Origin of the sequence: Citrobacter sp. Cf118, assembly GCF_030334095.1 — a bacterium.
GTDB lineage: Bacteria > Pseudomonadota > Gammaproteobacteria > Enterobacterales > Enterobacteriaceae > Citrobacter > Citrobacter freundii.
Map to the genome: position 1 here is coordinate 290,303 of NZ_JAOWES010000089.1, position 24,036 is coordinate 314,338.

At 53.5% G+C, this 24,036-nt stretch carries 15 protein-coding genes; 6 read left to right on the forward strand and 9 right to left on the reverse strand.

The features are described from left to right. Window positions 1-22 precede the first annotated feature (22 nt). From baeR to OGX67_RS25045, 6 genes are read right to left on the reverse strand one after another with little or no spacing between them, the layout of a single operon-like run. Window positions 23-745, reverse strand: coding sequence for an envelope stress response regulator BaeR (gene baeR / locus OGX67_RS25020; RefSeq protein WP_257651053.1), 723 nt, complete (start codon window positions 743-745; stop codon window positions 23-25). Then, entirely contained in the window at window positions 742-2,145 is a 1,404-nt protein-coding gene (gene baeS, locus OGX67_RS25025; RefSeq protein WP_257651054.1) for an envelope stress sensor histidine kinase BaeS, read from the reverse strand. Before baeS ends, baeR begins: the two co-directional genes overlap by 4 nt. Next, window positions 2,145-3,557: an MFS transporter gene (locus tag OGX67_RS25030; RefSeq protein ID WP_044711356.1), complete on the reverse strand. Its 1,413-nt coding sequence runs from the start codon at window positions 3,555-3,557 to the stop codon at window positions 2,145-2,147. Before OGX67_RS25030 ends, baeS begins: the two co-directional genes overlap by 1 nt. Beyond that, window positions 3,554-6,634: a multidrug efflux RND transporter permease subunit MdtC gene (mdtC, locus tag OGX67_RS25035; RefSeq protein ID WP_257651055.1), complete on the reverse strand. Its 3,081-nt coding sequence runs from the start codon at window positions 6,632-6,634 to the stop codon at window positions 3,554-3,556. Before mdtC ends, OGX67_RS25030 begins: the two co-directional genes overlap by 4 nt. After that, window positions 6,635-9,757: an MdtB/MuxB family multidrug efflux RND transporter permease subunit gene (locus OGX67_RS25040; RefSeq protein WP_071697515.1), complete on the reverse strand. Its 3,123-nt coding sequence runs from the start codon at window positions 9,755-9,757 to the stop codon at window positions 6,635-6,637. Further along, window positions 9,757-11,004, reverse strand: coding sequence for an MdtA/MuxA family multidrug efflux RND transporter periplasmic adaptor subunit (locus tag OGX67_RS25045; protein ID WP_257651056.1), 1,248 nt, complete (start codon window positions 11,002-11,004; stop codon window positions 9,757-9,759). Before OGX67_RS25045 ends, OGX67_RS25040 begins: the two co-directional genes overlap by 1 nt. Window positions 11,005-11,283: 279 nt before the next feature. Here OGX67_RS25045 and OGX67_RS25050 point away from each other — a divergent pair, with 279 nt between their 5' ends. After that, window positions 11,284-11,343 (forward strand): type I toxin-antitoxin system Ibs family toxin, encoded by a 60-nt coding sequence (locus OGX67_RS25050; RefSeq protein WP_100280300.1) that lies wholly within the window; start codon window positions 11,284-11,286, stop codon window positions 11,341-11,343. Window positions 11,344-11,442: 99 nt separating this feature from the next. On the opposite strand, the gene yegD is transcribed toward OGX67_RS25050, so the two are convergent. Beyond that, entirely contained in the window at window positions 11,443-12,795 is a 1,353-nt protein-coding gene (gene yegD, locus OGX67_RS25055; RefSeq protein ID WP_071697517.1) for a molecular chaperone, read from the reverse strand. A 136-nt stretch (window positions 12,796-12,931) separates the two neighbouring features. On the opposite strand from yegD, the gene alkA reads away from it, so the two are divergent. Then, the gene (gene alkA, locus OGX67_RS25060; protein WP_257651057.1) at window positions 12,932-13,801 is read left to right on the forward strand and encodes a DNA-3-methyladenine glycosylase 2; all 870 of its coding nucleotides are present in this window, start codon (window positions 12,932-12,934) and stop codon (window positions 13,799-13,801) included. Here alkA and OGX67_RS25065 read toward each other — a convergent pair. Beyond that, window positions 13,769-17,098 (reverse strand): diguanylate cyclase, encoded by a 3,330-nt coding sequence (locus tag OGX67_RS25065; protein WP_257651058.1) that lies wholly within the window; start codon window positions 17,096-17,098, stop codon window positions 13,769-13,771. The two genes, alkA and OGX67_RS25065, sit on opposite strands and share 33 nt — an antisense overlap. Before the next feature lie 315 nt (window positions 17,099-17,413). Here OGX67_RS25065 and udk point away from each other — a divergent pair, with 315 nt between their 5' ends. The 3 genes from udk (at window position 17,414) to asmA (ending at window position 20,608) form a co-directional block, all read left to right on the forward strand. Beyond that, window positions 17,414-18,055, forward strand: coding sequence for a uridine kinase (gene udk / locus OGX67_RS25070; protein WP_003036776.1), 642 nt, complete (start codon window positions 17,414-17,416; stop codon window positions 18,053-18,055). A 91-nt stretch (window positions 18,056-18,146) separates the two neighbouring features. Next, window positions 18,147-18,728 carry a dCTP deaminase gene (dcd, locus tag OGX67_RS25075; protein ID WP_003036774.1) on the forward strand — a complete coding sequence of 194 codons (582 nt, stop codon included), beginning with the start codon at window positions 18,147-18,149 and terminating at the stop codon, window positions 18,726-18,728. Window positions 18,729-18,754: 26 nt separating this feature from the next. Next, window positions 18,755-20,608 carry an outer membrane assembly protein AsmA gene (gene asmA / locus OGX67_RS25080; protein ID WP_257651059.1) on the forward strand — a complete coding sequence of 618 codons (1,854 nt, stop codon included), beginning with the start codon at window positions 18,755-18,757 and terminating at the stop codon, window positions 20,606-20,608. A 44-nt stretch (window positions 20,609-20,652) separates the two neighbouring features. On the opposite strand, the gene OGX67_RS25085 is transcribed toward asmA, so the two are convergent. Next, complete coding sequence (locus OGX67_RS25085; protein ID WP_257651060.1) at window positions 20,653-22,236, reverse strand: TerC family protein; 1,584 nt, start codon at window positions 22,234-22,236, stop codon at window positions 20,653-20,655. A 656-nt stretch (window positions 22,237-22,892) separates the two neighbouring features. On the opposite strand from OGX67_RS25085, the gene OGX67_RS25090 reads away from it, so the two are divergent. Further along, a complete protein-coding gene (locus tag OGX67_RS25090; RefSeq protein ID WP_071697522.1) occupies window positions 22,893-24,032 on the forward strand; it encodes a polysaccharide export protein in 1,140 nt (379 codons plus the stop codon). Window positions 24,033-24,036: the final 4 nt, after the last annotated feature.

Here is a 24,036-nt window from a genome sequence, read left to right on the forward strand (position 1 = left end):
GGGCCCTGAAGGGCAGGAGTGTTTAAGCAATTCGGCAGGCGTCGGCTTCCCAGCGATACCCCACGCCATAGACCGCGCGGATAAACGACTGCTCAGCATCCAGCGACTCCAGCTTGCGTCGCAGGTTCTTAATATGGCTGTCGATGGTGCGGTCGGTAACGACGCGATAATCGTCATAGAGATGGTTAAGCAATTGTTCTCGGGAGAATACTTTTCCCGGCTCATGTGACAACGTTTTAAGTAAGCGGAATTCAGCGGGTGTTAAATCGAGCATCTTCCCACGCCAGGAGGCCTGAAAACGGCCTTCATCGACGATAAGCGGGCTTTCTGCATCCATTTGTTGTAGTTCGCGCTGCGGTTTGCATCGGCGCAGGATCGTTTTAACACGCGCGACGACTTCGCGCGGGCTGTACGGTTTACAAATATAATCATCTGCACCGATCTCCAGCCCCAGCAGGCGATCAATCTCTTCGATTTTAGCGGTTACCATCATGATGGGGACTTCTGAGAAGCGGCGGATTTCCCGACACAGGGTCAGACCATCGGTACCGGGCAGCATCAGATCCAACAAGATCAGAGCGGGCGGTGTTTGGCGCACGTAAGGCAGAACCAGGTCGCCGTGGCTGATGAGCGTAGGAGCGTAGCTCGCTGCCCGCAGGTAGTCGATGAGCAGTTGCCCCAGCTTGGGTTCGTCTTCCACGATCAGAATACGCGGTGTGTTTTCATCAATGGGTAACTCAGTCATACATCTCTCTGTAAATCGCGTTCCAGCGGTAACTCTACTGTAATGCTAACCCCACCAAAAGGCGAATGGGCGGCGCGGATCAGACCATTATGCGCTTGTACGATATTGACGCAAATCGCCAGCCCCAGTCCGGAACCTCCGCTGGAGCGGTTACGCGAGCCTTCGGTGCGATAAAATCGTTCAAACAGCTTCTGTAACTGCTCGTCACTTACGCCGGGAGCGGAATCCGCGAAGGTTAATAACACCATGCGTTCGCGTTGTTCGGCGCTGATGTGCAGCCCGCCGCCGCTGTCGGTGTAGCGCAGGCTGTTTTCCAGCAGATTGTTGAACAACTGCATCAGACGATCCCTGTCGCCAAATACCGTCATGCTGTCCGGGAGCGAGAGTTGAATCGTCAGTCCACGGCTGGCAAAGCGTTCACGAAATGCGCCGCTTGCCACCTCAAGCAGCGGGATAAGATCCAGCGATGATTTCTGATAGGCCAGCGCGCCTTCATCTGACATGGAGAGCTGATGAAGGTCGTCAACCAGTTTGGTGAGCGTACCCACTTCAGCCTGCAAAGAAGCAACGGAGTCGGGCGTGAACTGGCGGACGCCATCCTGAATGGCCTCCAGTTCACCGCGCAACACCGCCAACGGCGTGCGCAGTTCGTGAGAAATGTCGGCCATAAAGTCACGACGCATCTGCTGGTTTTTTTCCAACGTACTGGCGAGCTGGTTGAAGTCCTGCGCCAGCTTGCCTAGCTCATCCGTACTGGTTGGCGTAACGCGAGTGGTGAAATCGCCCGCCGCCAGTTTGTGCGTGCCTTCCACCAACCGTTTAACCGGGGCCAGCAGGCTGCGCGCCAGCGTAAACGTTGCCAGCGCAGCCAGAATCGTGGAGAGCGCGACGATAAGCCAGCTGGAACGTCTTTGCTGCATGTCGAAATTGATATCGGTATTACGCGTTAAACGCTCCACCGGAGAGGCAATCACAGCACCCACTTCGCTACCGTTGACGCGGATGGGATGGCGCATACCGTCGCGGGGGACAGGAGCCCGCGGGCCGACCAGTACGTGGGCATTTTGATCGACAACCCAAAACTGTGTACGCCAGCCGTGTGGCGGCATGCCTGGACCCGGTTTATCATCGTCGTTGTCGTGTTCAAAAGAGCGCAGGATCTGGAAAACAAAACGATCGTTATTGCGTAAGAATCGCCAGTTGCCGTGCTGCGCGTACTGCTCGCTTAACGCGTCGCTGAGCATTTGCAGCCGCTGTTCGTTACCGTGCTTAATATAGTCGATAAAACCGCGTTCGAAGCTTATGCGTACGGCCCAGTGCATGCTGATCAGCAACACAATGCAGGTGGCGAAAATCGCCAGAAACAGTTTGCCGGTGATACCGGGCCGCCAGAACTTCATCAGGTGCTCCTTTTGCGTCGTGAAATCACCGCATTGGTTTGCGTGTCGTTCGGCACGCGGGCAAAAATAATGGCGGGCAGCGCAATAATGAATGCAATGCACAGCCAGGTATACATAAAGACGCTATGCGTACTACCGCTGTCGATGGCGATATGTTGCTGGCCAAACATGCCTAACAGCAGACCCGCGATGGTCACCCCGATACTCATCGACAGCTGCATGATCATCGACAGCAAGCTGTTGCCGCTGCTGGCGAGATCGTCAGGCAGATCTTTTAACGTCAGGGTATTCATGGATGAAAAGCGCGTTGAGTTGACCATTCCCTGTAAAAACAGCACGAAGGGCAGGGCGTAATACCAGCCCAGCAGTGCCGTGGTCATTAGCAACAGACTGACCAGCGACAGGCCAAGCGTGGTGGTAATCAGTACGCGACGATAACCAAAGCGGTTAACGACCTGCACCACAATGCGCTTCATGCCCATACTGCCCAGCACCATCGGGATCATCATCAGTCCGGCATGAAACGGTGAAAAACCGAGGCCAATCTGTAAAAACACCGGCGTCATAAACGGCAGCATACCGCTGCCGATGCGACCGGCAAAACTGCCGAACAGACCTAGCGAGAAGGTCGATGTGCGAAACAGATTCAGGCTAAACAGCGCGCGGGGATTTCGATGGGCGTGTTTCAGATACAGCGCAATAGCCAGCACCCCGCAGATAACCAACGCCGCCAGCGTGATACTGGAGAGGCCTGTTCCTTTGCTGCCATCGAGCGCCAGCGTCAGAACCGCCATACCGACCGCCAGCATCGCGAATCCGGAGAGGTCGAAGCGTCGGGTTTGCATGGTGTAGTTGGGCATCAACATTAACGTCGCTATCGCGCCGACAATGCCTACCGGAATGTTAATCAAAAAGATCCAGTGCCAGGAGGCGTATTCAACCAGAATTCCGCCTAACGCTGGGCCCAGCAGCGGGCCGATTTGACCGGGTAAAGTGACAAACGTCATCGCCGCCATATATTGCTCACGCGGGACGATTTTCATCACCGTCAGCCTGCCAACTGGCACCATCATCGCACCGCCAACGCCTTGTAAGACGCGCGCCATCACCAGCTCGTTGAGCGTGCTGGACCAGGCGCAAAACAGCGAACCAAGCGTAAACAGGATAATGGCGGTGAAGAAGATATTACGCACGCCAACTTTGTCCGCCAGCCATCCGCTGGCGGGCAGCATCACGGCAACGGTTAAAACATATGACACTATGACCATATGCATGTGTAACGGGCTTTCCCCGAGGCTTGCCGCCATCGAGGGAAGCGCGGTATTAACGATGGTGGTATCCAGCGACTGCATAAAAAAACCAAATGCCACAATCCAAAGTTGCCAGCGGGTGCTGTCGGGAAGTTCTGTCATAACTCTGCTACCGGTTTGCTGTTTTTACGCGAAAAACGCAGACGCAGACGGTCGAAAAAGAGATAGACCACAGGCGTGGTGTACAGCGTCAGGAGCTGGCTCACGACCAGCCCACCGACAATGGTTATCCCCAACGGCTGGCGCAGCTCAGAGCCATCCCCTGCGGATAACACTAACGGCAGTGCGCCAAATAACGCCGCCAGCGTGGTCATCATGATTGGGCGAAAGCGCAACAGGCAGGCCTGGAAAATAGCTTCTTCCGGCTGCAGCTGACCGTTTCTCTGCGCTTCCAGCGCAAAATCGACCATCATGATGGCGTTTTTCTTCACAATTCCAATTAATAGCATGATCCCTATCAGGGCGATTAGGCTGAATGGGGCATTGAACAGCTCCAGCGCCAGCAAAGCCCCGACCCCTGCCGAAGGTAGCGTGGAGAGAATGGTCAGCGGATGTACATAGCTTTCATACAGCATACCCAGCACGATATAGACGGTGGCGATGGCGGCGATAATCAGGATCACCTGCGAGTTCATAGTGTCCTGAAATACCTGGGCGGTACCGGCAAAGCTGCCACGAACCGTGGAGGGGACGCCGAGCTGGGTCATGGTTCTGTTGATGGCCTCTGTCGCTTCTGACAGTGAAGAACCTGTCGGCAGGTTAAACGACACGGTTGAGGCGGCAGATAATCCCTGATGGTTTACCGACAGTGGGGCATTCGCTGGCTGCCATTTGGCAAAGTACGATAACGGGATCGCTTTACCGTCATTGTTGATGACGAACATTTTGTCCAGTGCGCTGATGTCCTGGGTGTAACGTCGATCGACCTCCATCACCACTTTGTACTGGTTCATCGGCTGATAGATGGTTGAAATTTGTCGCTGACCAAAGGCGTTATTCAGCAGGCTGTTGGCGGCCGCCACGTCGATCCCAAGACGAGACATGGTGTCGCGATCGTAAATCAGATTCATCTCCGCGCCATTGTCCTGCTGATCGGAGTTGACGTCCGCCAGTTGGGGCAGGGCGGCAAGCGCCTTACGGATCTTCGGTTCCCACTCACGCAGCGCCGCCAGATCGTCGGACAGCAATGTGTATTGATAGCTGGCGTTGGCCTGGCGTCCGCCAACGCGGATGTCCTGCACCGCCATCAGAAACAGATTCGCACCTGGTTCTTTTGAAAGCGCAACGCGCAGGCGGTCGATCACCTGCTGAGCGGTTTCACGGCGCTCATCGCGTGGCTTGAGGGTAATAAACATCATCCCGCTGTTAACCCGTGACCCACCGGTAAAGCCGGTGACATTGTTCACCGCCGGATCGTCGCGGATGATCTTCATAAAATCCTGCAGTTTACCGCGCATCGCCTGGAAAGAGATGCTCTGGTCAGCCTGGATCCCTCCCATCAATACGCCCGTATCCTGCTCCGGGAAGAAGGTTTTGGGGATGGAAATATAAAGCCAGATATTCAGCGCAATGGTGCCGAGTAATACCACGCCCACCAGTCGCGTGTGGCGCAGTACCCATTTAAGTGAAGTGCCGTAGCTTTGCTGCAGCGCTACCAGCACGCGACCAAATCCCTGTTTACGCGGCTGTTCACGTGGGGCGCTGGATTTAAGCATCCAGCCGCACATCATTGGCGTTAATGTCAGCGACACCAGCAGCGAGATACCGATGGCAACCGACAGCGTGACGGCAAATTCGCGCAGCAGGCGTCCAGGCAATCCGCCCATTAACAGCAGCGGCAGGAATACCGCCACCAGCGACAGGCTCATGGAAAGCACGGTGAATCCCACTTCGCGCGTACCCTGTAACGCCGCCTGGAGTGGCTTCATTCCCGCTTCCAGGTGGCGGGCAATATTTTCCAGCACCACGATAGCGTCATCTACGACAAATCCCGTGGCAATGGTTAACGCCATCAATGACAGGTTGTTCAGGCTGAATCCGCACAGATACATGGCGGCAAAGGTACCGATCAGCGAGACCGGAACCGCTACGGCGGGGATCAGAGTCGCACGCCCGGATCGCAGGAAAACAAAGACCACCAGGATAACCAGCGCCACGGAGATAATCAGCGTCTGTTCAACTTCCTCTAATGAAGCGCGAATGGTCGGTGAACGGTCCTGGGCGATTTGCAGATCGATGGCGGCCGGGACCAGCGTTTGTAACTCCGGTAATTTGGCGCGAATGCTATCTACCGTCTGAATAATATTGGCTTCCGGTAGCTTGCGGATCATCAGCAGAATGGCCGGTTTGGCGTTGGTCATCCCCGCGTTACGAACGTCCTGTACAGAGTCGGTTATAGACGCAACATCACCCAGTCGCACCGCTGCGCCGTTGTTATAGTGGATGATAATAGGTTGATATTCGGCGGCGGTTTTCAGCTCATCGTTAGTTTGTACCTGCCAGCGATGGGTATCATTCTCGATAGCGCCCTGCGGCTTACGCACGTTGGCATTGTCGATCGCGCTACGCACGTCGTCCAGTGACACGCCCTGGTTAAACAGCGCCTGCGGGTTGAGTCCTACCCGCACGGCAGGCAGAGAACTGCCTCCAACGTCCACGTCACCTACACCGTCGATTTGCGCGATGGTCTGCGCCAGTTGTGTTGATGCGAAATCGTACAGTTCACCCTGCGAGTAAGTGTCCGACGTCAGCGTCAGGATCATGATTGGCGCATCGGAAGGGTTAGCTTTGCGATACGTTGGTCGGCTCGGCATCCCGCTGGGCAGCAGGCTTTGCGCGGCGTTAATCGCGGCCTGAACGTCCCGCGCCGCGCCATTGATGTCACGGTCGAATTTGAATTCGAGAATAATACGCGTACTGCCAAGCGAACTACTCGAAGTCATTTCGTTTACGCCCGCGATGCGGCCCAGCGAGCGCTCCAGCGGAGTTGCGACCGAAGACGCCATCGTTTCAGGGGAGGCACCGGGTAATGATGCGCTGACCATTATCACCGGAAAATCCACCTGCGGCAGCGGAGCGACCGGCAGCAGACGAAAGCCCAGAATACCGCATAGGGTGATAGCCACCGAAATGAGAATGGTCGCCACCGGCCGATGAATGAAAAGCGCGAAAAATTTCATTTACGCTTCCTCTTCCTGACGCGGGAAGCGGCTTTTCACATACAGCGACAGACGGTCAAACAGCAGATAAATTACCGGGGTGGTAAACAGGGTTAATACCTGACTCACAAGCAGTCCACCGACCATGCCAATGCCTAACGGACGGCGTAACTCTGCGCCCACGCCGGTACTCAACATCAGCGGCAACGCGCCGAGCAGTGCCGCCAGCGTAGTCATCAGAATTGGGCGGAAACGCAGCAGACAGGCCTGGAAAATAGCATCGCGCGGTGCCATGCCTTGTTCGCGCTCCGCGGCAAGGGCAAAGTCGATCATCATGATGGCGTTTTTCTTGACGATACCGATGAGCAAAATAATGCCAATAATCGCGATGACGTCCAGTTCGCTGCCGGCAATCATTAACGCCAGCAGTGCCCCGACGCCCGCCGTCGGCAGCGTGGAGAGAATAGTAATTGGGTGAATAAAGCTCTCATACAGCACGCCGAGCACGATATACATCGCCACAACCGCAGCCACAATCAACCAGATGGTATTTCCCAGCGCGGCCTGGAAGGCGAGCGTGCTGCCCTGGAACTGGGTCGTTATATTTGCGGGCAGGTTAAGCGTTTTTTCGGCGTCCAGAATCGCCTGTACCGCATCACCCAGCGAATGTTCGTCTGGCACGTTGAACGAGATGGTAGTGACCGGGAACTGATCGAGGTGGTTAATCGACAGCGGGGCAAAACGCTGTTCAATACTGGCGATTGCGCTGAGCGGTACTATGCCACCGTCGCTACTGGTCAGACGTATTGTATCCAGTGCCGCAAGCCCCGGCGTATTGTTGGTGTTATGTTCTAACACCACGCGATATTGATTTGCCTGGGTGTAAATAGTCGAAATCAAACGCTGGCCGAAGGCGTTGTACAGGGCGTTGTCGACATCTGACATGCTGATGCCCAAACGGCTGGCGCTGTCGCGATTGACGTTCACATACGCTACCAGCCCTTTGTCCTGCCAGTCGCTGCTGACGTCGGACAGTTGCGGTAGCTGCTGTAGTTTTGCTATCAGCTGTGGAACCCAGGTGCTGAGGGCATCAAGGGATGTCGCTTGCAGCGTGAACTGATATTGCGTCCGGCTCACCTGAGTATCAATCGTCAGATCCTGAGTGGGTTGAAGATAAAGGTCAACTCCGGGAACCCTGTCAACCGTGTCCTGTAAGCGCGCAATCACTTTCTGCACCCGATCGTCACGTTCATCCAGCGGTTTAAGGTTGATTTGCAAACGCGCGCTGTTCAATGCCGGATTAGTACCATCCACACCGACAAAAGCGGTCAGGCTCTCTACCGCCGGATCTTTAAGGATGACATCTGAAACCTGGCGCTGGCGCTCGGCCATGCTGGCGAATGAGCTGGACTGCGGTGCCTGTAGCGTACCCTGGATAATGCCGTTGTCCTGGATTGGGAAGAAACCTTTGGGGATAAAAACCCAAAGCATGACGCTCAATGCCAGCGTGCCGAGCGCTACGCTAAGTGTGAGCCACGGATGGTTAAGTACTTTTGCCAGCCAATGACCGTACCCGGCTATGACGCGATCAAACATTCGCTCTGAGGCGCGGGAGAAGCGATTTTGCTTACGCAATGAGGCCTGATTCAGCATGCGCGCGCACATCATCGGCGTAAGAGTGAGCGAGACAACGGCGGAAATCAGAATCGCCACCGCCAGCGTAACGGCGAATTCACGGAACAAACGCCCGACAATATCGCCCATGAATAGCAGTGGGATCAATACCGCAATCAATGAAAACGTCAGGGAGATGATGGTAAAACCAATCTCGCCCGCGCCCTTCAGGGCAGCAGTCAGCGGTTTTTCGCCTTTTTCGATATAGCGTGAAATATTCTCGATAACCACGATAGCGTCATCCACAACAAAGCCTGTCGCGATGGTTAGCGCCATTAAGGTCAGGTTGTTGATGGAGAAATCAAGAAATACCATCACCGCGAAGGTGCCGATTAACGACAACGGTACGGCGACTGCAGGAATAATCGTCGCCGGAACATTGCGCAGAAACAGGTAGATAATCATCACCACCAGCGCTATCGCCAGCATCAACTCGAACTGGGTGTCTGCAACAGAGGCACGAATATTGGTGGTGCGATCGGAAAGTACGCTGACCTTAACCGATTTGGGCAGGCTTTCGGTGAGCTGTGGCAGCATCTGGCGGATACTGTCTGCCGTGGAGATAATGTTCGCCCCAGGCTGGCGCTGCACATTCATCACTATAGCTTGTTGCTTATTTGCCCATGCACCCAGCCAGCTGTTTTCTGCTCCTTGTTCGACGGTAGCAACATCGCCCAGACGCACCGGTGCACCGTTTTTATAGGCAATAATGAGCTGACGATATTCATCTGCGGACTGCATCTGGTCGTTAGCTGAAAGGGTAACGGCGCGCGTTGGGCCATCAAGACTCCCTTTTGCTGAATTGACGTTGGCACCGGTAATGGCCGTACGGATGGTTTCGCTGGTAAGACCGAGTGCGGCAATGGCCTGAGCGTTAAGTTTCACGCGGACCGCCGGACGTTGCCCACCGGAAAGTGTTACCAGACCCACGCCGGATACCTGAGAGATTTTCTGCGCGACGCGGGTTTCGACCATATCTTCCACTTGCGTCATCGGCATGGCGCTGGAAGTGACCGCCAGCGTCATGATCGGCGGATCTGCCGGGTTTACCTTGCTGTAGACCGGAGGGTTAGGTAGATCGCTGGGTAATAAATTGGTGGCGGCGTTAATCGCGGCCTGAACTTCTTGCTCGGCAACATCCAGCGGGAGCGTCAGTTGAAACTGTAACGTAACGACCGATGCGCCACCGGAGCTTTGTGATGACATCTGTTTTAAGCCAGACATCTGGCCAAACTGACGTTCAAGCGGCGCGGTTACCGCCGAGGTCATGACGTCCGGGCTGGCGCCAGGGTAGAGCGTAACGACCTGAATCGTGGGGTAATCCACTTCAGGTAAGGCGGCGATTGGCAGAAAGCGATAACCGATAATACCGGCAAGCAAAATCGCGACCATCAGCAGCGTAGTGGCGACGGGGCGCAGAATGAACAGGCGCGATGGTCCGCCTGTGTTGTCCGGAGGTAACACCTGCATCAGGAGTTGGCTCCTTTTTTGCCGTATCCGCGTGGCGCTGTTTTCTCATCGGAAACAGAGGCGTCGTGCGCCTCAACGACTTCGACTTTTGCGCCTTCCGTCAGACGGTCAATACCGTCAGTCACGACCCGATCGCCTGCGGACAACCCAGCGGCGATCACCACTTTTTGGCTGTCCTGAATACCCGGTTTAACCAGATGCTTGCTCACTTTGTTGTCGCTGTTCAGTACCCAGACAAAGTGCCCTTCGTTGCCCATCTGCAGGGCTGCTGTTGGGATCACAACGGCATTTTGCTGCGTGTCGACCAGCATGCGGGCGTTGACGAACTGGTTAGGGAATAACGCATCATCCTGATTGTTAAAACGGGCTTTAACTTTGATGGTTCCTGTAGTGGCATCAATCTGATTGTCGAGACTGAGCAGGACGCCTTCACTCAGTTTTTGTGAATTGGTTCGGTCCCAGGCTTCGACCTTCAGCTGGCTCCCCGATTTTTGTGCCTGCAACACGGTAGCAATGTCGTTTTCAGGCAAAGTAAATATCAGGTCGATGGGATGAGTTTGCGTAATGACGACGATCCCGGTGGTATCGCCGCTGGAAATTTGGTTACCGACATCGACCTGCTTCAGGCCGACACGACCATCGACAGGTGCGGTTATCCGACTCCAGTCGAGCTGCAACTGAGCGCTGGCGACACTGGCTTCATCCGCTTTGATTGTGCCTAACGTCTCATTGACCAGCGCCTGCTGGGCATCCAGCTCCTGGCGGGAGACCAGATTGGTTTTAACCAACTGTTGATAGCGGGCAAGATCGCGACGGGCATTCGCCAGCGTGGCTTTATCTTTTGCCAGTTGTCCCTGCGCCTGAGCCAGAGTGACTTTGAACTGGCTGGGATCTATCTCTGCCAGCAGGTCGCCGGCTTTTACCTGTTGTCCTTCCTCAAAGTGTAAGGCAATGAGCTGACCGTCCACCCGGCTACGTACCGTGGCGGTATTGGCGGCAGTAATGGTACCCAGCCCTGTCAGGTAACGTGGAACGGCTTCCTCGGTGGCAGTGGCAGCCTGCACGGGAGCCAACGGTCCGGAGCGCATTCCACGGCGTGCCGACCCAGGCGTGTGCTGTGCTGGTTTGGTCGCGCCCGGTGCGGTTTCCTGGGAAGCGCTGCGGCTTTGCCAGAACCAGATGGCGGCGACGGCGGCCACGACGATCACGATTGCTATCACCCAGCGGGATTTATTACTGCCTTTCATTGTTATGAGTTTCTCATCCTGAAACGATTCGCGGAATGATACTAGTTTAGCCAGTGAACAAGGGAGAAAAATGGAGGAATTATGAAACACTGTCGGGATTCGTCTGAATGCTGACGCGGCTTTGCGAGGCGTTACGCAACAATCGGTGGTGAAGATAGCGAATGCGCAATTGTGCGATAGAGTGCTGACAAGGCAAAAAGGAGGAAAGCCAGAGATTTCTGCGGGACGCTGGAACGGGAAAGCCCCTCCCGAGGAAGGGGCCAAAATAAGGAAAGGGTTATGATGAAGCAGGTCATCATACTGGTGATACTCTTAGTCATTAGCTTCGCGGCTTACTAAGACACCAGGGGGAGGGGAAACCCTCCCTAACCCTCACTCCTGAAAATAAGGCACAGTAACGATGATGTCAATACGCGTACCTTTAAGCCTGCGAGCCGCTTAGCGGAAAACAACGTCAGCCCAGCGGGCCAGACCGGCGGTGACAGAACCGAAATCATCGCCACCCGCGATAGGGATCCCTGGAAGCTGCTGGGCGAGGGCTTTTTTAATCAGCGGTGAACGCGCGCTGCCGCCGGTCAGATAAATCACGTCCGGTTTTTCCTGCGCGTTGTCCAGCGCCAGTTTGACCTGCTCCAGAATGCGCGCCAGGGGCTGATTGAGCGCGGCCTCCAATCCATGTTGACTAATATCGGTTGCCAGCGTGTCGCTGATAAACGGTATCGCCGCCGTTACAATGGTCTGGTCGGAAAGCGCGATCTTGCTCTCTTCTGCGCTGCGCACCAGGCGATAGCTCAGACGCTCGCGCCAGACTTTAAGCAGCAAGGCTACTTTATCGGCTTCTTTCGCGTCGCGGACAAGATCGTTCAGTAAACGACCGTTGGCGCTGCTGTAGAAATCACTTTGCGCGGGAACATCGTTGATCGCAACCGCGTTCCACCAGGGGAGAATCGGTAAGGCGATCCCTTTTTCAGTCTCACCGCCCATACCTAGCAGCGGCATCAGGTGTTTAAACGCCAGCGCGATATCCAGATCGTTCCCGCCTACACGGCAGCCACTGTGTCCCAGCAGGCTGTTTTCGCGATCGGCGCGCTGATGCCATTGCGGCCCCATCAGCAGTAGTGAACAGTCGGTCGTACCCCCGCCAATATCTACCACCAGAACGCGTTTCTCATCCTGCAGTGTGGCTTCGTAATCCAGCCCCGCTGCTACCGGCTCGTACTGGAAGACGACATCCTGAAAACCGGCACGTTTGGCCGCACGTTCAAGAATCCCCTGCGCCTGGATGTTGGCGTCATCGCCGCCTAATCCCTGGAAGTTGATGGGGCGACCAATTACGGCCTGAGTGATAGCTTCCGGCAATTGGCTTTGCGCCTGGTTGCGAATGTGCAGCATCATTGCACAGACCAGATCTTCAAAAAGCGCAACTTGCTGCGGCTTCAGACCGCTGGCACCCAAAAATGATTTTGGCGATTTAACGAAGTACACCTCTTCCGGGTCTTCAATATACTGACCCAGCGATGTCAGACCGAACTGCACGCTGTTGGCGTTAACGTCGATGTCCTCATCGCGATTGTAGCGCATCGCACGGCGAAGCAGCGCCTGTGTTTCATCGTCCGTGGTTGGAACGTCGTGATGGCGATACAACCACTCGCTAACCGCTTCGCGCGTTGGTGCGCACAGCATTGAGGGTAGCAGCGTGCTGTTATTTTCCATTTTGAGCAGGTGGGGCTGCCCATTACGCATAACGGCCACTGAACAGTTTGCCGTACCGTAGTCAAAACCAATAAACACCGTAAAAATCCCCATGCCAGTGAAGAAGGGGCGTGACTTTAACGAATAGTTGACGCCCCGACAACTGGAATATGAAAGCAAGGCGTACTGATTGAATACCGTTTATGCTGTAAGTTTGCTTTAAAAGGAAAACCGAATGTTCACGCTGAGCTGGCAACCGCCTTATGACTGGCCCTGGATGCTGGGATTTCTTGCCGCCCGTGCGGTTGAAGGTGTCGAAACCGTAGAAGAACTGAGTTATGTCCGAAGTCTGTCCGTAGGGGAGCATCGTGGTCTGGTTAGCGTTGTCCCGGATCTGCACGCCAACGTGCTACACGTGACGTTGAGCTCAGGGTTACAGCCTGTAGCCTCCGAGTGCCTGGCAAAAATAACGCGCTTGTTCGATCTTTCCTGTTGCCCGCAGCAAATTGTCGGCGCGCTGGGTAACCTCGGCGCGGCGCGTCCGGGATTGCGCCTGCCGGGATGTGTCGATACTTTTGAGCAAGGGGTACGGGCGATTTTAGGGCAGTTAGTCAGCGTGGCGATGGCCGCGAAACTGACAGCGAAAGTAGCGCACGCTTATGGCAATACGCTGGAGGATGCGCCCGAGTATGTGTGTTTTCCCTCTCCAGAAGAGCTTGCCAACGCCGATCCGCTGCACCTGAAAACGTTAGGAATGCCGCTCAAACGCGCTGAAGCGTTGATTCACCTTGCTCATGCAACCCTTGAAGGAACGCTCGCGACAACAGCCCCTGCCGATATCGAACAAGGCGTTAAGCAGCTACAAACATTTCCCGGGATAGGGCGCTGGACCGCCAACTACTTTGCGTTGCGCGGCTGGCAGGCGAAGGACGTTTTTCTGCCGGATGATTATCTGATTAAGCAGCGTTTTCCCGGCATGACACCAGCCCAGATCCGGCGGTATGCAGAGCGCTGGAAACCCTGGCGCTCCTATGCGCTGTTGCATATCTGGTATACGGATGGTTGGCAACCGTCAGTTGATGGCGAAATTGCTGGTATTCAGTAGCAGATCCAGCGGTTGGGCGTCGGCAATAATATCGCCATAAATCATATCAATACCGATGCCAGAAAGCGTATCCATGATGAGTGGCAGTTGCACCGGACCGGCGATGGTTTTTATGTCCAGGCGCTGAGCATGACCCTGGATAATGGACACCCACATTTCGTCGATCAGGTTGCCGGGAGCGCTGGCACTTAGCTCGCTGTCGAGCAACAGGTAATCGACAATGTGATATTTCAGGTTGTCAAAAAGCTCTAAGTCGCGACCAACCTGACTTAACACAATTCGACAACCGTACTGCCGCAGTCGATGCAGGGCGGATAGCGCCTGCGTTGGGCTTGTTTTGATGACGCTGGATGGAACGGTCAGATGCAGCAATCGTGGTGGTAGCGGGCTGCGTTGCAAGTGCTCTAGCAGCTCATCTACCAGTTCTGTGTTGAGCAGGCCGGCGGCGGAAAGGGGCAGGGCAATACTGAGGCCCTTGTTGGCGACAGCCGGGGCAGCACTCTGGAAGAACTCGCCGAATACCCGACGATCGAGCGCCTGACTCAACGTGGGATCGACCAACCCGGCATGGAAGGCTTGATCTTCAATGACTTCACCCTCAACGGTGCCTAAGCGAAGCGAGATAATCCAGAAGCTAAAAGTCTCCGGTATACGCGGAGAAGCAACACCTCTGGCGATCATCAGCATAGGGTTATGTGTAATAGTGTGTCTTTGTTCATCCAATGACAGTTGGCTACGCGCGGCATGGGCCTGGCTTTGCTGAGGTTCATAGACACAGACTCGCCCACGGCCGCTGTTTTTCGCCGCGTAGCAGGCGATATCGGCCTGAGACATAACGTCAGTCGCGACATGGTTTTTCTCATCAATCAGCGTAATTCCCGCACTGGCACCAATACGGTGCAAACGGCCTTCCCACATAAATTGGTAATTGTTAATAGCACTGATGATGCGTCCTGAGATAAAGCGGGCGCTTTCGATATTACAATCCGGCAGCAACAGACCAAACTCGTCGCCGCCAAGGCGCGCCAGCATATCGCTGGATCGCAACATGCTGAGCATAAGCGCAGAGAGTTCACGCAGCAGGGCATCGCCGGCGGCATGGCCCGCGCTGTCGTTCACCGCTTTAAAACGATCCAAATCGATAAAAACCAGTACATGGCACTGGCGCGTGTCGTGTACTGAATGCAGCAATTGTTTTAGATGGTTTTCGAAGCTGACCCGGTTTGCCAACTGTGTCAGGTCATCATGTGAGGCACTGTAGCTAAGCTGGCGGAGCATCTTCCGTGACTCTGTGACGTCCTGAATGACTAACACCGAACCAATGCTGCCGCCGTCAAGGGTGCTGAGGGGCGTGATGCTGTACTGAATGTCATAACTGTTGCCGTTACGACAATGCAGGACCACTTCCTGCTCGATTGCCGTACGCGACATGTCAGCACTGTAGATATTTTCCATCAGCGGACCGTTCTCGCCAAAAGTAATATGTAGTACCGTCAATAGCGGAATGCCGATGGCACTGTCCTGTTGCCAGCCGCTCATTTTCTCAGCGACCGGATTCATAAAGGTCACGTTCATATCGACATCAATACAAATTACCGCTTCGCCTATTGAGTCCAGCGTAATGTGCAGGCGCTCTTTTTCCTGATACAGCGCTTCGTTAAGCTGCTTCACTTCGGTCATATCCATATTGATACCAAGTAAGCGTTCAACTTCACCGTCTTTATTCAGCACCCGGTTGGCCAACGAGCGGATATGGCGTATGCCATCTTTTACTGCGATACGAAACTCAAGCTTAAACGGAGCCCGTGCGGCCAGCGAATCACGAATCACATTTTCGGCGTACTCGCGATCTTCAGGTACGAGGCATTGATACCAGACTTGCCAACTGGGTTTGATATGTGCGGGAACTTCATACAGATCGAACATCCGTTTATCCCAACTGATCACGTCAGGCTGCAGTTCCCATTCCCAAATCCCAATCCCCCCGGCTTCATTGGCGAGAGTAATGCGCTCCATCAGCCGTTTATTAATCCACTCGGTATGCTTCAGGTCGTTAATGTCTTCAACCTGCGCGATAAAGTAGAGTGGAGTGTTGTCGCTATGGCGCACCAGCGAAACGGCCAGCAACGCCCAGACGACGTCGCCCGCGCGGGTGTAATAGCGTTTTTCCATGGAATAGCTATTAATCTCTCCGCGTGCCAGCATATTGAGTTGTTCAAGGTCGTTGTTCAGATCTTCCGGCCAGGTTAATTGCTGGAAGGTCAGCGAACGTAGCTCCTCCTGGCTATAGCCCAGAAACTGGCACAAGGCTTTATTGGCCTGTAGCCATTGCCCCTCGGTGCCAACCAGTGCCATGCCAATCGCGGAATATTCCATGGCGTTGCGAAAGCGCGATTCGCTTTCTGAAATGTGCTTGCGTTCGGCTCGAAACGCGTACATCACCATGGTCATCATGTTGGCTGGCAACAGGATCATCAAAAACGGCAACCAGGGGATGTCCGTCATCATGTTCTGTTTCGGGGTGTAAAGCAGTGAAGGGTCGGCGGCCAGCATCAGCGAAACCATCATCACGGTGCTGAGGAATATTAAAAACGCCTCCATACGCGGCAGGCGGACAGCGCTCCACATCAGCAGGACAATAACGCAGGTAAATGGCCACGGAATGTACATCATGGATAGCCAACTGAACGTTAAGGTCACCAGAAGCGTAATCAGGGTCTCAAGCAATAATCGCGGGTCGCGATGACGCAGCAGGTAATGTGGTTTAAACAGCAAACCTAACGGCACCAACGCCAGTGCGCCAATGGATTCTGACAGTACCCAAATGAGAAAGGTATTTAACGTAGTTTCCTTCGGCAGCAACATCCACATCAATACGCCGCCCAGCAGTGGCGGAACAACCGCGCTGCCAAATGCCAGGCGCGCCCAGTCGTTAAGATTTTGTAAAGGATTGTACCAGGGCAGCAGTTTACGCAATAACATTGCGCCAACAACAGCCTCAATAATGTTAATGACCGTATAGGAGAAATTAAGCGACTGTACGGGGAAGAAGAGTAAAGAGGCGCCGATGCTACCGAATGAGCAAGCCAGCGCGATCCCAGGCCACATCTTTCCAGCGTGACGGTAAAAAGCCACCATCATGATAGAGGTTGGAAACCACAGCGGTGCAAGCTGTGCGCCGTAACGTGACAGTTCCAGCGAAAACAACGTAAAGATGAAAGCCACCAGACCTAAACTGGCCAGGCGCAGTAGAGGATGGGGTAAGGTAACTAAAACATGTTGGGATTGTTTACTCATTACCACTCTACCCAAATAGCCGTTGTCGCCCAGCAGAGATGCCGGACGCATCACATTTAATCTGGGATTATGCTAGTACAAACAATTTACAATTTATACGCCAGCTGCTCATAAATTAACACTCCCAAGCTATTAATTCCTAAGGCAGGTGAATAAATATAGCGGCTGTTCTAAATCTGACCATTTTAATTTGCGACAGGGACAGCATTGGTGCAGCCTGGGGTGGCATCGCGCCGCTGAAATCCCTATAATTGCCGCGTTTGGCGTTTCGGCGCCGCCCTTCCTTACATCCAGGTTAATCAGGTCGCTAAATTTATGACTGATCAGTCCCATCAGTGCGTCATTATCGGCATTGCCGGCGCATCGGCTTCCGGCAAGAGCCTTATTGCCAGTACTCTTTATCGCGAATTGCGTGAACAAGTCGGTGACGAACATATTGGCGTTATTCCCGAAGACAGCTATTACAAAGATCAAAGCCATCTGTCGATGGAAGAACGTGTAAAAACCAACTACGACCATCCGAACGCGATGGACCATAGCCTGCTGTTTCAACATCTGCAAACGCTGAAACGCGGCTCTGCCATTGAGCTGCCGGTATATAGCTATGTTGAGCACACGCGTACGCAAGACACTATTCATATCGAACCCAAGAAAGTCATCATCCTGGAAGGCATTTTGCTGCTGACGGATGCGCGTTTGCGTGACGAGATGAACTTCTCTATTTTTGTTGATACGCCGTTAGATATTTGCCTGATGCGCCGTATCAAGCGGGATGTGAACGAACGTGGTCGTTCAATGGATTCGGTGATGGCGCAATACCAGAAAACCGTCCGCCCAATGTTCCTGCAATTTATTGAGCCTTCAAAACAATACGCCGACATCATTGTGCCGCGCGGGGGTAAAAACCGCATCGCTATCGATATTCTGAAGGCTAAAATCAGTCAGTTCTTTGAATAAGTTCAGCGAATTGTGTACCGTTCAGTGATAACCTGGTTCACCCTTAACGCACCTGGCATTAAGGGTTTGAAGCACGAAAGGAGAAAGTGCCATGCGTTTATGTGACCGAGATATTGAAGCCTGGTTGGATGAAGGTCGCCTGTCGATCAATCCACGCCCTCCTGTCGAGCGAATCAATGGCGCCACGGTAGATGTGCGCCTTGGCAATAAATTCCGTACGTTCCGCGGTCATACGGCGGCGTATATCGATTTAAGCGGACCGAAAGATGAAGTCAGCGCCGCGCTGGATCGCGTGATGAGTGATGAAATCGTCCTTAAGGACGGCGAAGCATTTTTCCTGCATCCGGGGGAACTTGCACTGGCGGTAACATTCGAATCCGTGACGCTGCCTTCCGATCTCGTCGGTTGGTTAGATGGTCGTTCTTCGCTGGCTCGTCTGGGACTGATGGTACACGTCACCGCACACCGTATCGATCCGGGCTGGTCTGGCTGTATCGTACTGGAGTTTTACAACTCCGGAAAATTACCGCTGGCTCTGCGTCCGGGGATGCCGATTGGCGCGTTAAGTTTCGAACCGCTTTCCGGTCCGGCAGCGCGACCCTACAACCGTCGTCAGGATGCGAAGTATCGCGACCAGCAGGGCGCCGTTGCCAGCCGGATCGATAAAGACTGAGTGTTTATCAGTCCATTGGGGATAGCATGAGACGATTTCTGACGACGCTGATGATTCTTCTGGTCGTGCTGGTGACCGGCTTTTCTGCGTTAGTACTGTTGGTGAATCCGAATGATTTCCGCGCGTATATGGTCAAGCAGGTTGCCGTACGTAGCGGGTATCAGCTGCAGTTGGATGGCCCCCTGCGTTGGCACGTATGGCCGCAACTGAGTATCCTCTCAGGGCGAGTGATGTTAACGGCTGAAGGCGCCAGCGAACCCCTGGTTCGTGCTGATAATATGCGTCTCGACGTTGCATTGTGGCCGCTGTTGAGCCACCAGCTCAGCGTGAAGCAGGTGATGCTCAAAGGCGCAGTGATTCAATTGACTCCGCAAACTGAGGCGGTACGCGGCAAAGATGCACCCGTTGCCCCAAAAGACAATATGTTGCCCGATCTGGCGGAAGACAAAGGATGGTCGTTTGATATCGCCCGTCTGCGCGTTGCCGACAGTGTTCTGGTGTTCCAACATGAAGATGATGAACAGGTTACCGTTCGCGATATTCGTCTGGAGATGGAACAAGATAGCCAGCACCGCGGTACGTTTGATTTCTCCGGGCGTGTGAACCGCGATCAGCGCGATCTCGCGTTATCCTTTAACGGTACGGTCGATGCCTTCGATTATCCGCACAACTTATCTGCGAATATTGAACAGTTAAGCTGGCAACTGCAGGGGGCCGATCTGCCGCCGCAGGGGATCAACGGTCAGGGACATCTTCAGGCGCAATGGCTGGAAGAGAAAAAACAGCTTTCATTTAGCCAGATAAATTTGACCGCTAATGACTCTTCTTTCTCCGGGCAAGCGCATGTGGCCTTGTTGGAAAAACCGGAATGGGCCGTTGACCTAAAATTTGGTCAGCTCAATCTGGATAACCTGCTCGTACAACATGACGCAGTGGTGACAGCAAAAGGTGAAGTTCAGCAAGGTCAGAGTCAGTCAACGCTGGCGCGCCCCGTCATTGCTTCCCAGGTTGATGCCGTTTCGTATCAGGGACTCAAGGGTTTTTCGGCAGACATCGCTTTGCAGGCTGACAAAGTGCTGTGGCGGAAAATGGCGTTTGAGAATGTCTCGGCAAAAATAGACAACCGGTTCGGCTTACTGAACATTGCACAGTTGCAAGGAAAAAGTGATGGCGGGCTGATCTCATTGCCCGGCACGCTGGATGCCAGAAAGGGAGAACCGCGAGCGGTCTTTCATCCGCGCCTGGAAGGTGTGGAAATTGGCACTATTCTGAAGGCCTTTGATTACCCCATCGCACTCACCGGCAAGCTGTCGTTGGCAGGAGATTTTTCCGGCTCGGATATTGACGCCCAGGCGTTTCGTCACAGCTGGCAAGGGCAGGCCCATGTCGAAATGAACGATACGCGAATGGAAGGGATGAACTTCCAGCAGATGATACAGCAGGCCGTCGAGCGTAGCGGTGGAGATGCTAAAGCCCAGCAAAATATGGAGAACGTGACCCGTCTGGATCATTTTGTAACCGATATGACGCTGGATAACGGTGAGGTTACGCTGGATAACATGGTTGGGGAGTCCGCTATGTTGGCACTGACCGGCAAAGGAACGTTAGATCTGGTGAAGCAGAATTGCGACACGCTGTTTAACATTCGCGTACTGGGCGGTTGGGATGGTGAAAGTAAGTTGATTAATTTCCTGAAGGCCACCCCGGTTCCTCTTAGAGTCTATGGTCAATGGCAATCACTGAACTACAGTCTGCAGGTTGATCAGCTTTTGCGTAAACATCTGCAGGATGAAGCAAAACGTCGCCTGAATGACTGGGCCGATCGCAATAAAGATTCCCGCAACGGCAAAGATGTTAAAAAGTTGCTTGATAAGCTCTGATTCATATTGCCGGATGGCGGCTGATGCCGCCTCCGGCTCTTGAACTACACTTCGTAATCCATCTCTTCTTCATTGTGCAACGGTATCAACTGGACTTTTTGCACGCGATGATTTTCCACCTGCAGAGTTTTCAATCGGAAATCGCCAACCTGGACTTCCTCCCCGGTTTTTGGGATGCGCTGCAAGTACTCCATTAACAGCCCGGCAATGGTGTGATACTCACGTTTTTCATCTAATGGGATAGGGACGTACTGCACCAGGTCTTCCAGCGGCATATGCCCGTTAGCGGTCCATGAACCATCGGCGTTTTTCTGAATATCATGGCGGGCGTCGATTTCCTCTACCTCGTTTGGCAGATTGCCGGCGATGGTTTCCATCACATCACTCAGCGTCACAATCCCTTCGACGGAACCAAATTCATCGGCTACAAACGCGAAGTGCGTCCGGGCGTTTCGGAACTGCTCAAGCGCCGGAAGTAGCGGCAGAGTTTCCGGGAACACCAGCGGCTGGCGAATCAAGACGCGCAGGTCGAGCGGCTCGCCGCGCAGAGACTGTTGCAGCAAATCGATGACATGCACCACGCCAAGCAGTTCTTCCTGCCCGTCTTCGCCAGTGACCACCAGACGCGTATGCTGGTTTTTTTCCAGTAAGGCGCGGATTTCTGCTTCGGGAGCATTGAGGTCGATGTGTTCAATATCGTGGCGCGAGGTCATGATACTGCTGACGGTACGCTGATTGAAGTTCAGCACACGTTCAATCATCCTCCGCTCCTGAGGCGCGAAAATCTGACCTTCATGATGGTCCGCCAGCATTGCCGCGGTTTCGGCATCCAGTTCGGCATCTTCTTTTTGCCCGCTCAGCAGCCGCATTACCGCCTCGGCGGTGCGCTGGCGCAGAGTATGGTTGGCTGAGAGGAAGCGACGACGGTTAAAGATAGCCAACTGGTTCAATGCTTCGATCATGACCGAGAAGCCGATGGCCGCGTACAGGTAACCTTTCGGGATATGGAAACCAAATCCTTCGGCGACCAGGCTAAAACCAATCATCAGCAAGAAGCTCAGGCACAGAATAACGATAGTTGGATGACTGTTGACAAAGCGTGTCAGCGACTTGCTCGCCAGCACCATCAGGCTGATGGCAATAATCACCGCAGCCATCATCACGGCCAGGTGATCGACCATCCCAACAGCGGTAATGACGGAATCGAGAGAGAATATGGCGTCCAGCACCACGATCTGCGCGACCACACCCCAGAACTTAGCGCCTTTACGCTGGGTGGGATTGTCGCTGTCTTTTCCTTCCAGCCGTTCGTTGAGCTCCATAGTGGCTTTAAACAGCAGGAAGAAACCGCCGAACAGCATGATCAGATCGCGGGCGCTGAAGCTGAGATCGCGAATGCTGAACAGCGGCGTGGTCAGTGTTACCAGCCAGGATATTGATGCCAGCAGCAGCAGGCGCATAACCATCGCCAGCAGTAGCCCGGTAATACGCGCCTTATCCCGCTGGGCAGGAGGTAGTTTCTCCGCGAGGATGGCAATAAAAACAAGATTATCAATGCCAAGAACAAGTTCGATCACGATTAACGTGACCAGTCCGGCCCAGATTGACGGATCGGCAATCCATTCCATAGTAAATGCTATACCCATAGTTGTATGACAATTGTCACAATTCGATCATGGGTAAAACTGGCGAAAAATGCAATGGCGAGAGGGGATTTCTCTGTCGGTTATATCAGAACAGATGCAGGATAATAGCCTTAATGTCACTACAGGAAATGATTTTACTAATCTAAATATATTTAGGAAATATCGCAGGTGGGATGTTTTTATATCAATATTGTCAACATCAATAAAATCCTAAAAATATACAAATCCAACGCTTAATATTAATCTTAAAAGCTTGGTGTCGGTGGTTTGTTATCTTGCCTGATATTCGCTTAGCTGCAACAATTCTTGCGGTAATAATCAAAAGATAAATATTTCCTCATTAACCAGTGGCGCGCATTCCCGATGCGTTGCCGCTGTAAATGTGATGAAAATAAAGGAGAAGATAAAAATTTAAATTAATCAGTGCATTGGTAGCTAGTGAAGCCAGGGGCGGTAGCGTGTCTGGTCGCCTGAAACAAGCCTAAATTATTCTGTCAAGAGTCCGCAGATGAATTCATTTTTTTTAGGACTGATGCCAGTTAAATTCCATTTCAATTAACGGCAAGGTAAATACGTACAGGCGAAGTCGCTATTTAGATTGCATGTGATAATTACTCTGCCAAAGTGATAAATAATCAATGATGAAATCCAAACTTAAATTGATGCCAGTATTGGTATCGGTAATCTTGATAAACGGTTGTACCGTGCTTCCGGGCAGCAATATGTCTACGATGGGCAAAGATGTGATTAAACAGCAGGACGCTGATTTTGATATCGATCGCATGGTGAATGTTTATCCACTCACCCCACGACTGGTAGAACAATTACGTCCTCGACCAAATGTTGCACAACCTAATATGTCGCTGGACCAGGAGATTGCCGGGTATCAGTACCGGGTCGGTCCGGGGGATGTCCTGAATGTGACCGTCTGGGACCATCCTGAACTCACCACCCCGGCCGGGCAGTACCGTAGTTCAAGCGATACCGGCAACTGGGTACAACCTGATGGCACGATGTTTTACCCCTACATCGGCAAAGTCAGCGTGGTAGGGAAAACGTTGGCAGAGATTCGTAGTGATATTACCGGGCGCTTAGCGAAGTACATTGCTGACCCGCAGGTGGACGTTAATATCGCCGCTTTCCGCTCGCAGAAGGCCTATGTCTCCGGGCAGGTGAACAAATCCGGTCAGCAGGCCATCACCAACGTGCCGCTTACCGTTCTCGATGCCATTAACGCCGCTGGCGGTCTCACCGAAGCGGCAGACTGGCGCAACGTTGTGCTGACTCATAAAGGGCAGGAGCAACGCATTTCACTGCAAGCACTGATGCAAAATGGCGACCTGAGCCAGAACCGACTGCTCTATCCTGGCGACATTCTGTTTGTCCCGCGTAATGACGATCTGAAAGTCTTTGTAATGGGGGAAGTGAAAAAACAGAGCACCCTCAAAATGGACTTCAGTGGCATGACGCTTACCGAAGCGCTGGGCAATGCCGAAGGTATTGACCTGACCACCTCCAATGCCAGCGGTATTTTCGTTATTCGACCATTGAAAGGCGAAGGCGGGAACAACGGCAAGATCGCCAATATCTATCAGCTTGATATGTCCGATGCGACGTCGCTGGTGATGGCAACATCATTCCGACTCCAGCCATACGATGTGGTGTACGTCACTACTGCGCCGGTTGCTCGCTGGAACCGTTTGATCAATCAGTTGCTGCCGACTATTAGCGGTGTTCGCTATATGACGGACACGGCCAGCGACCTTCACAACTGGTAATCGT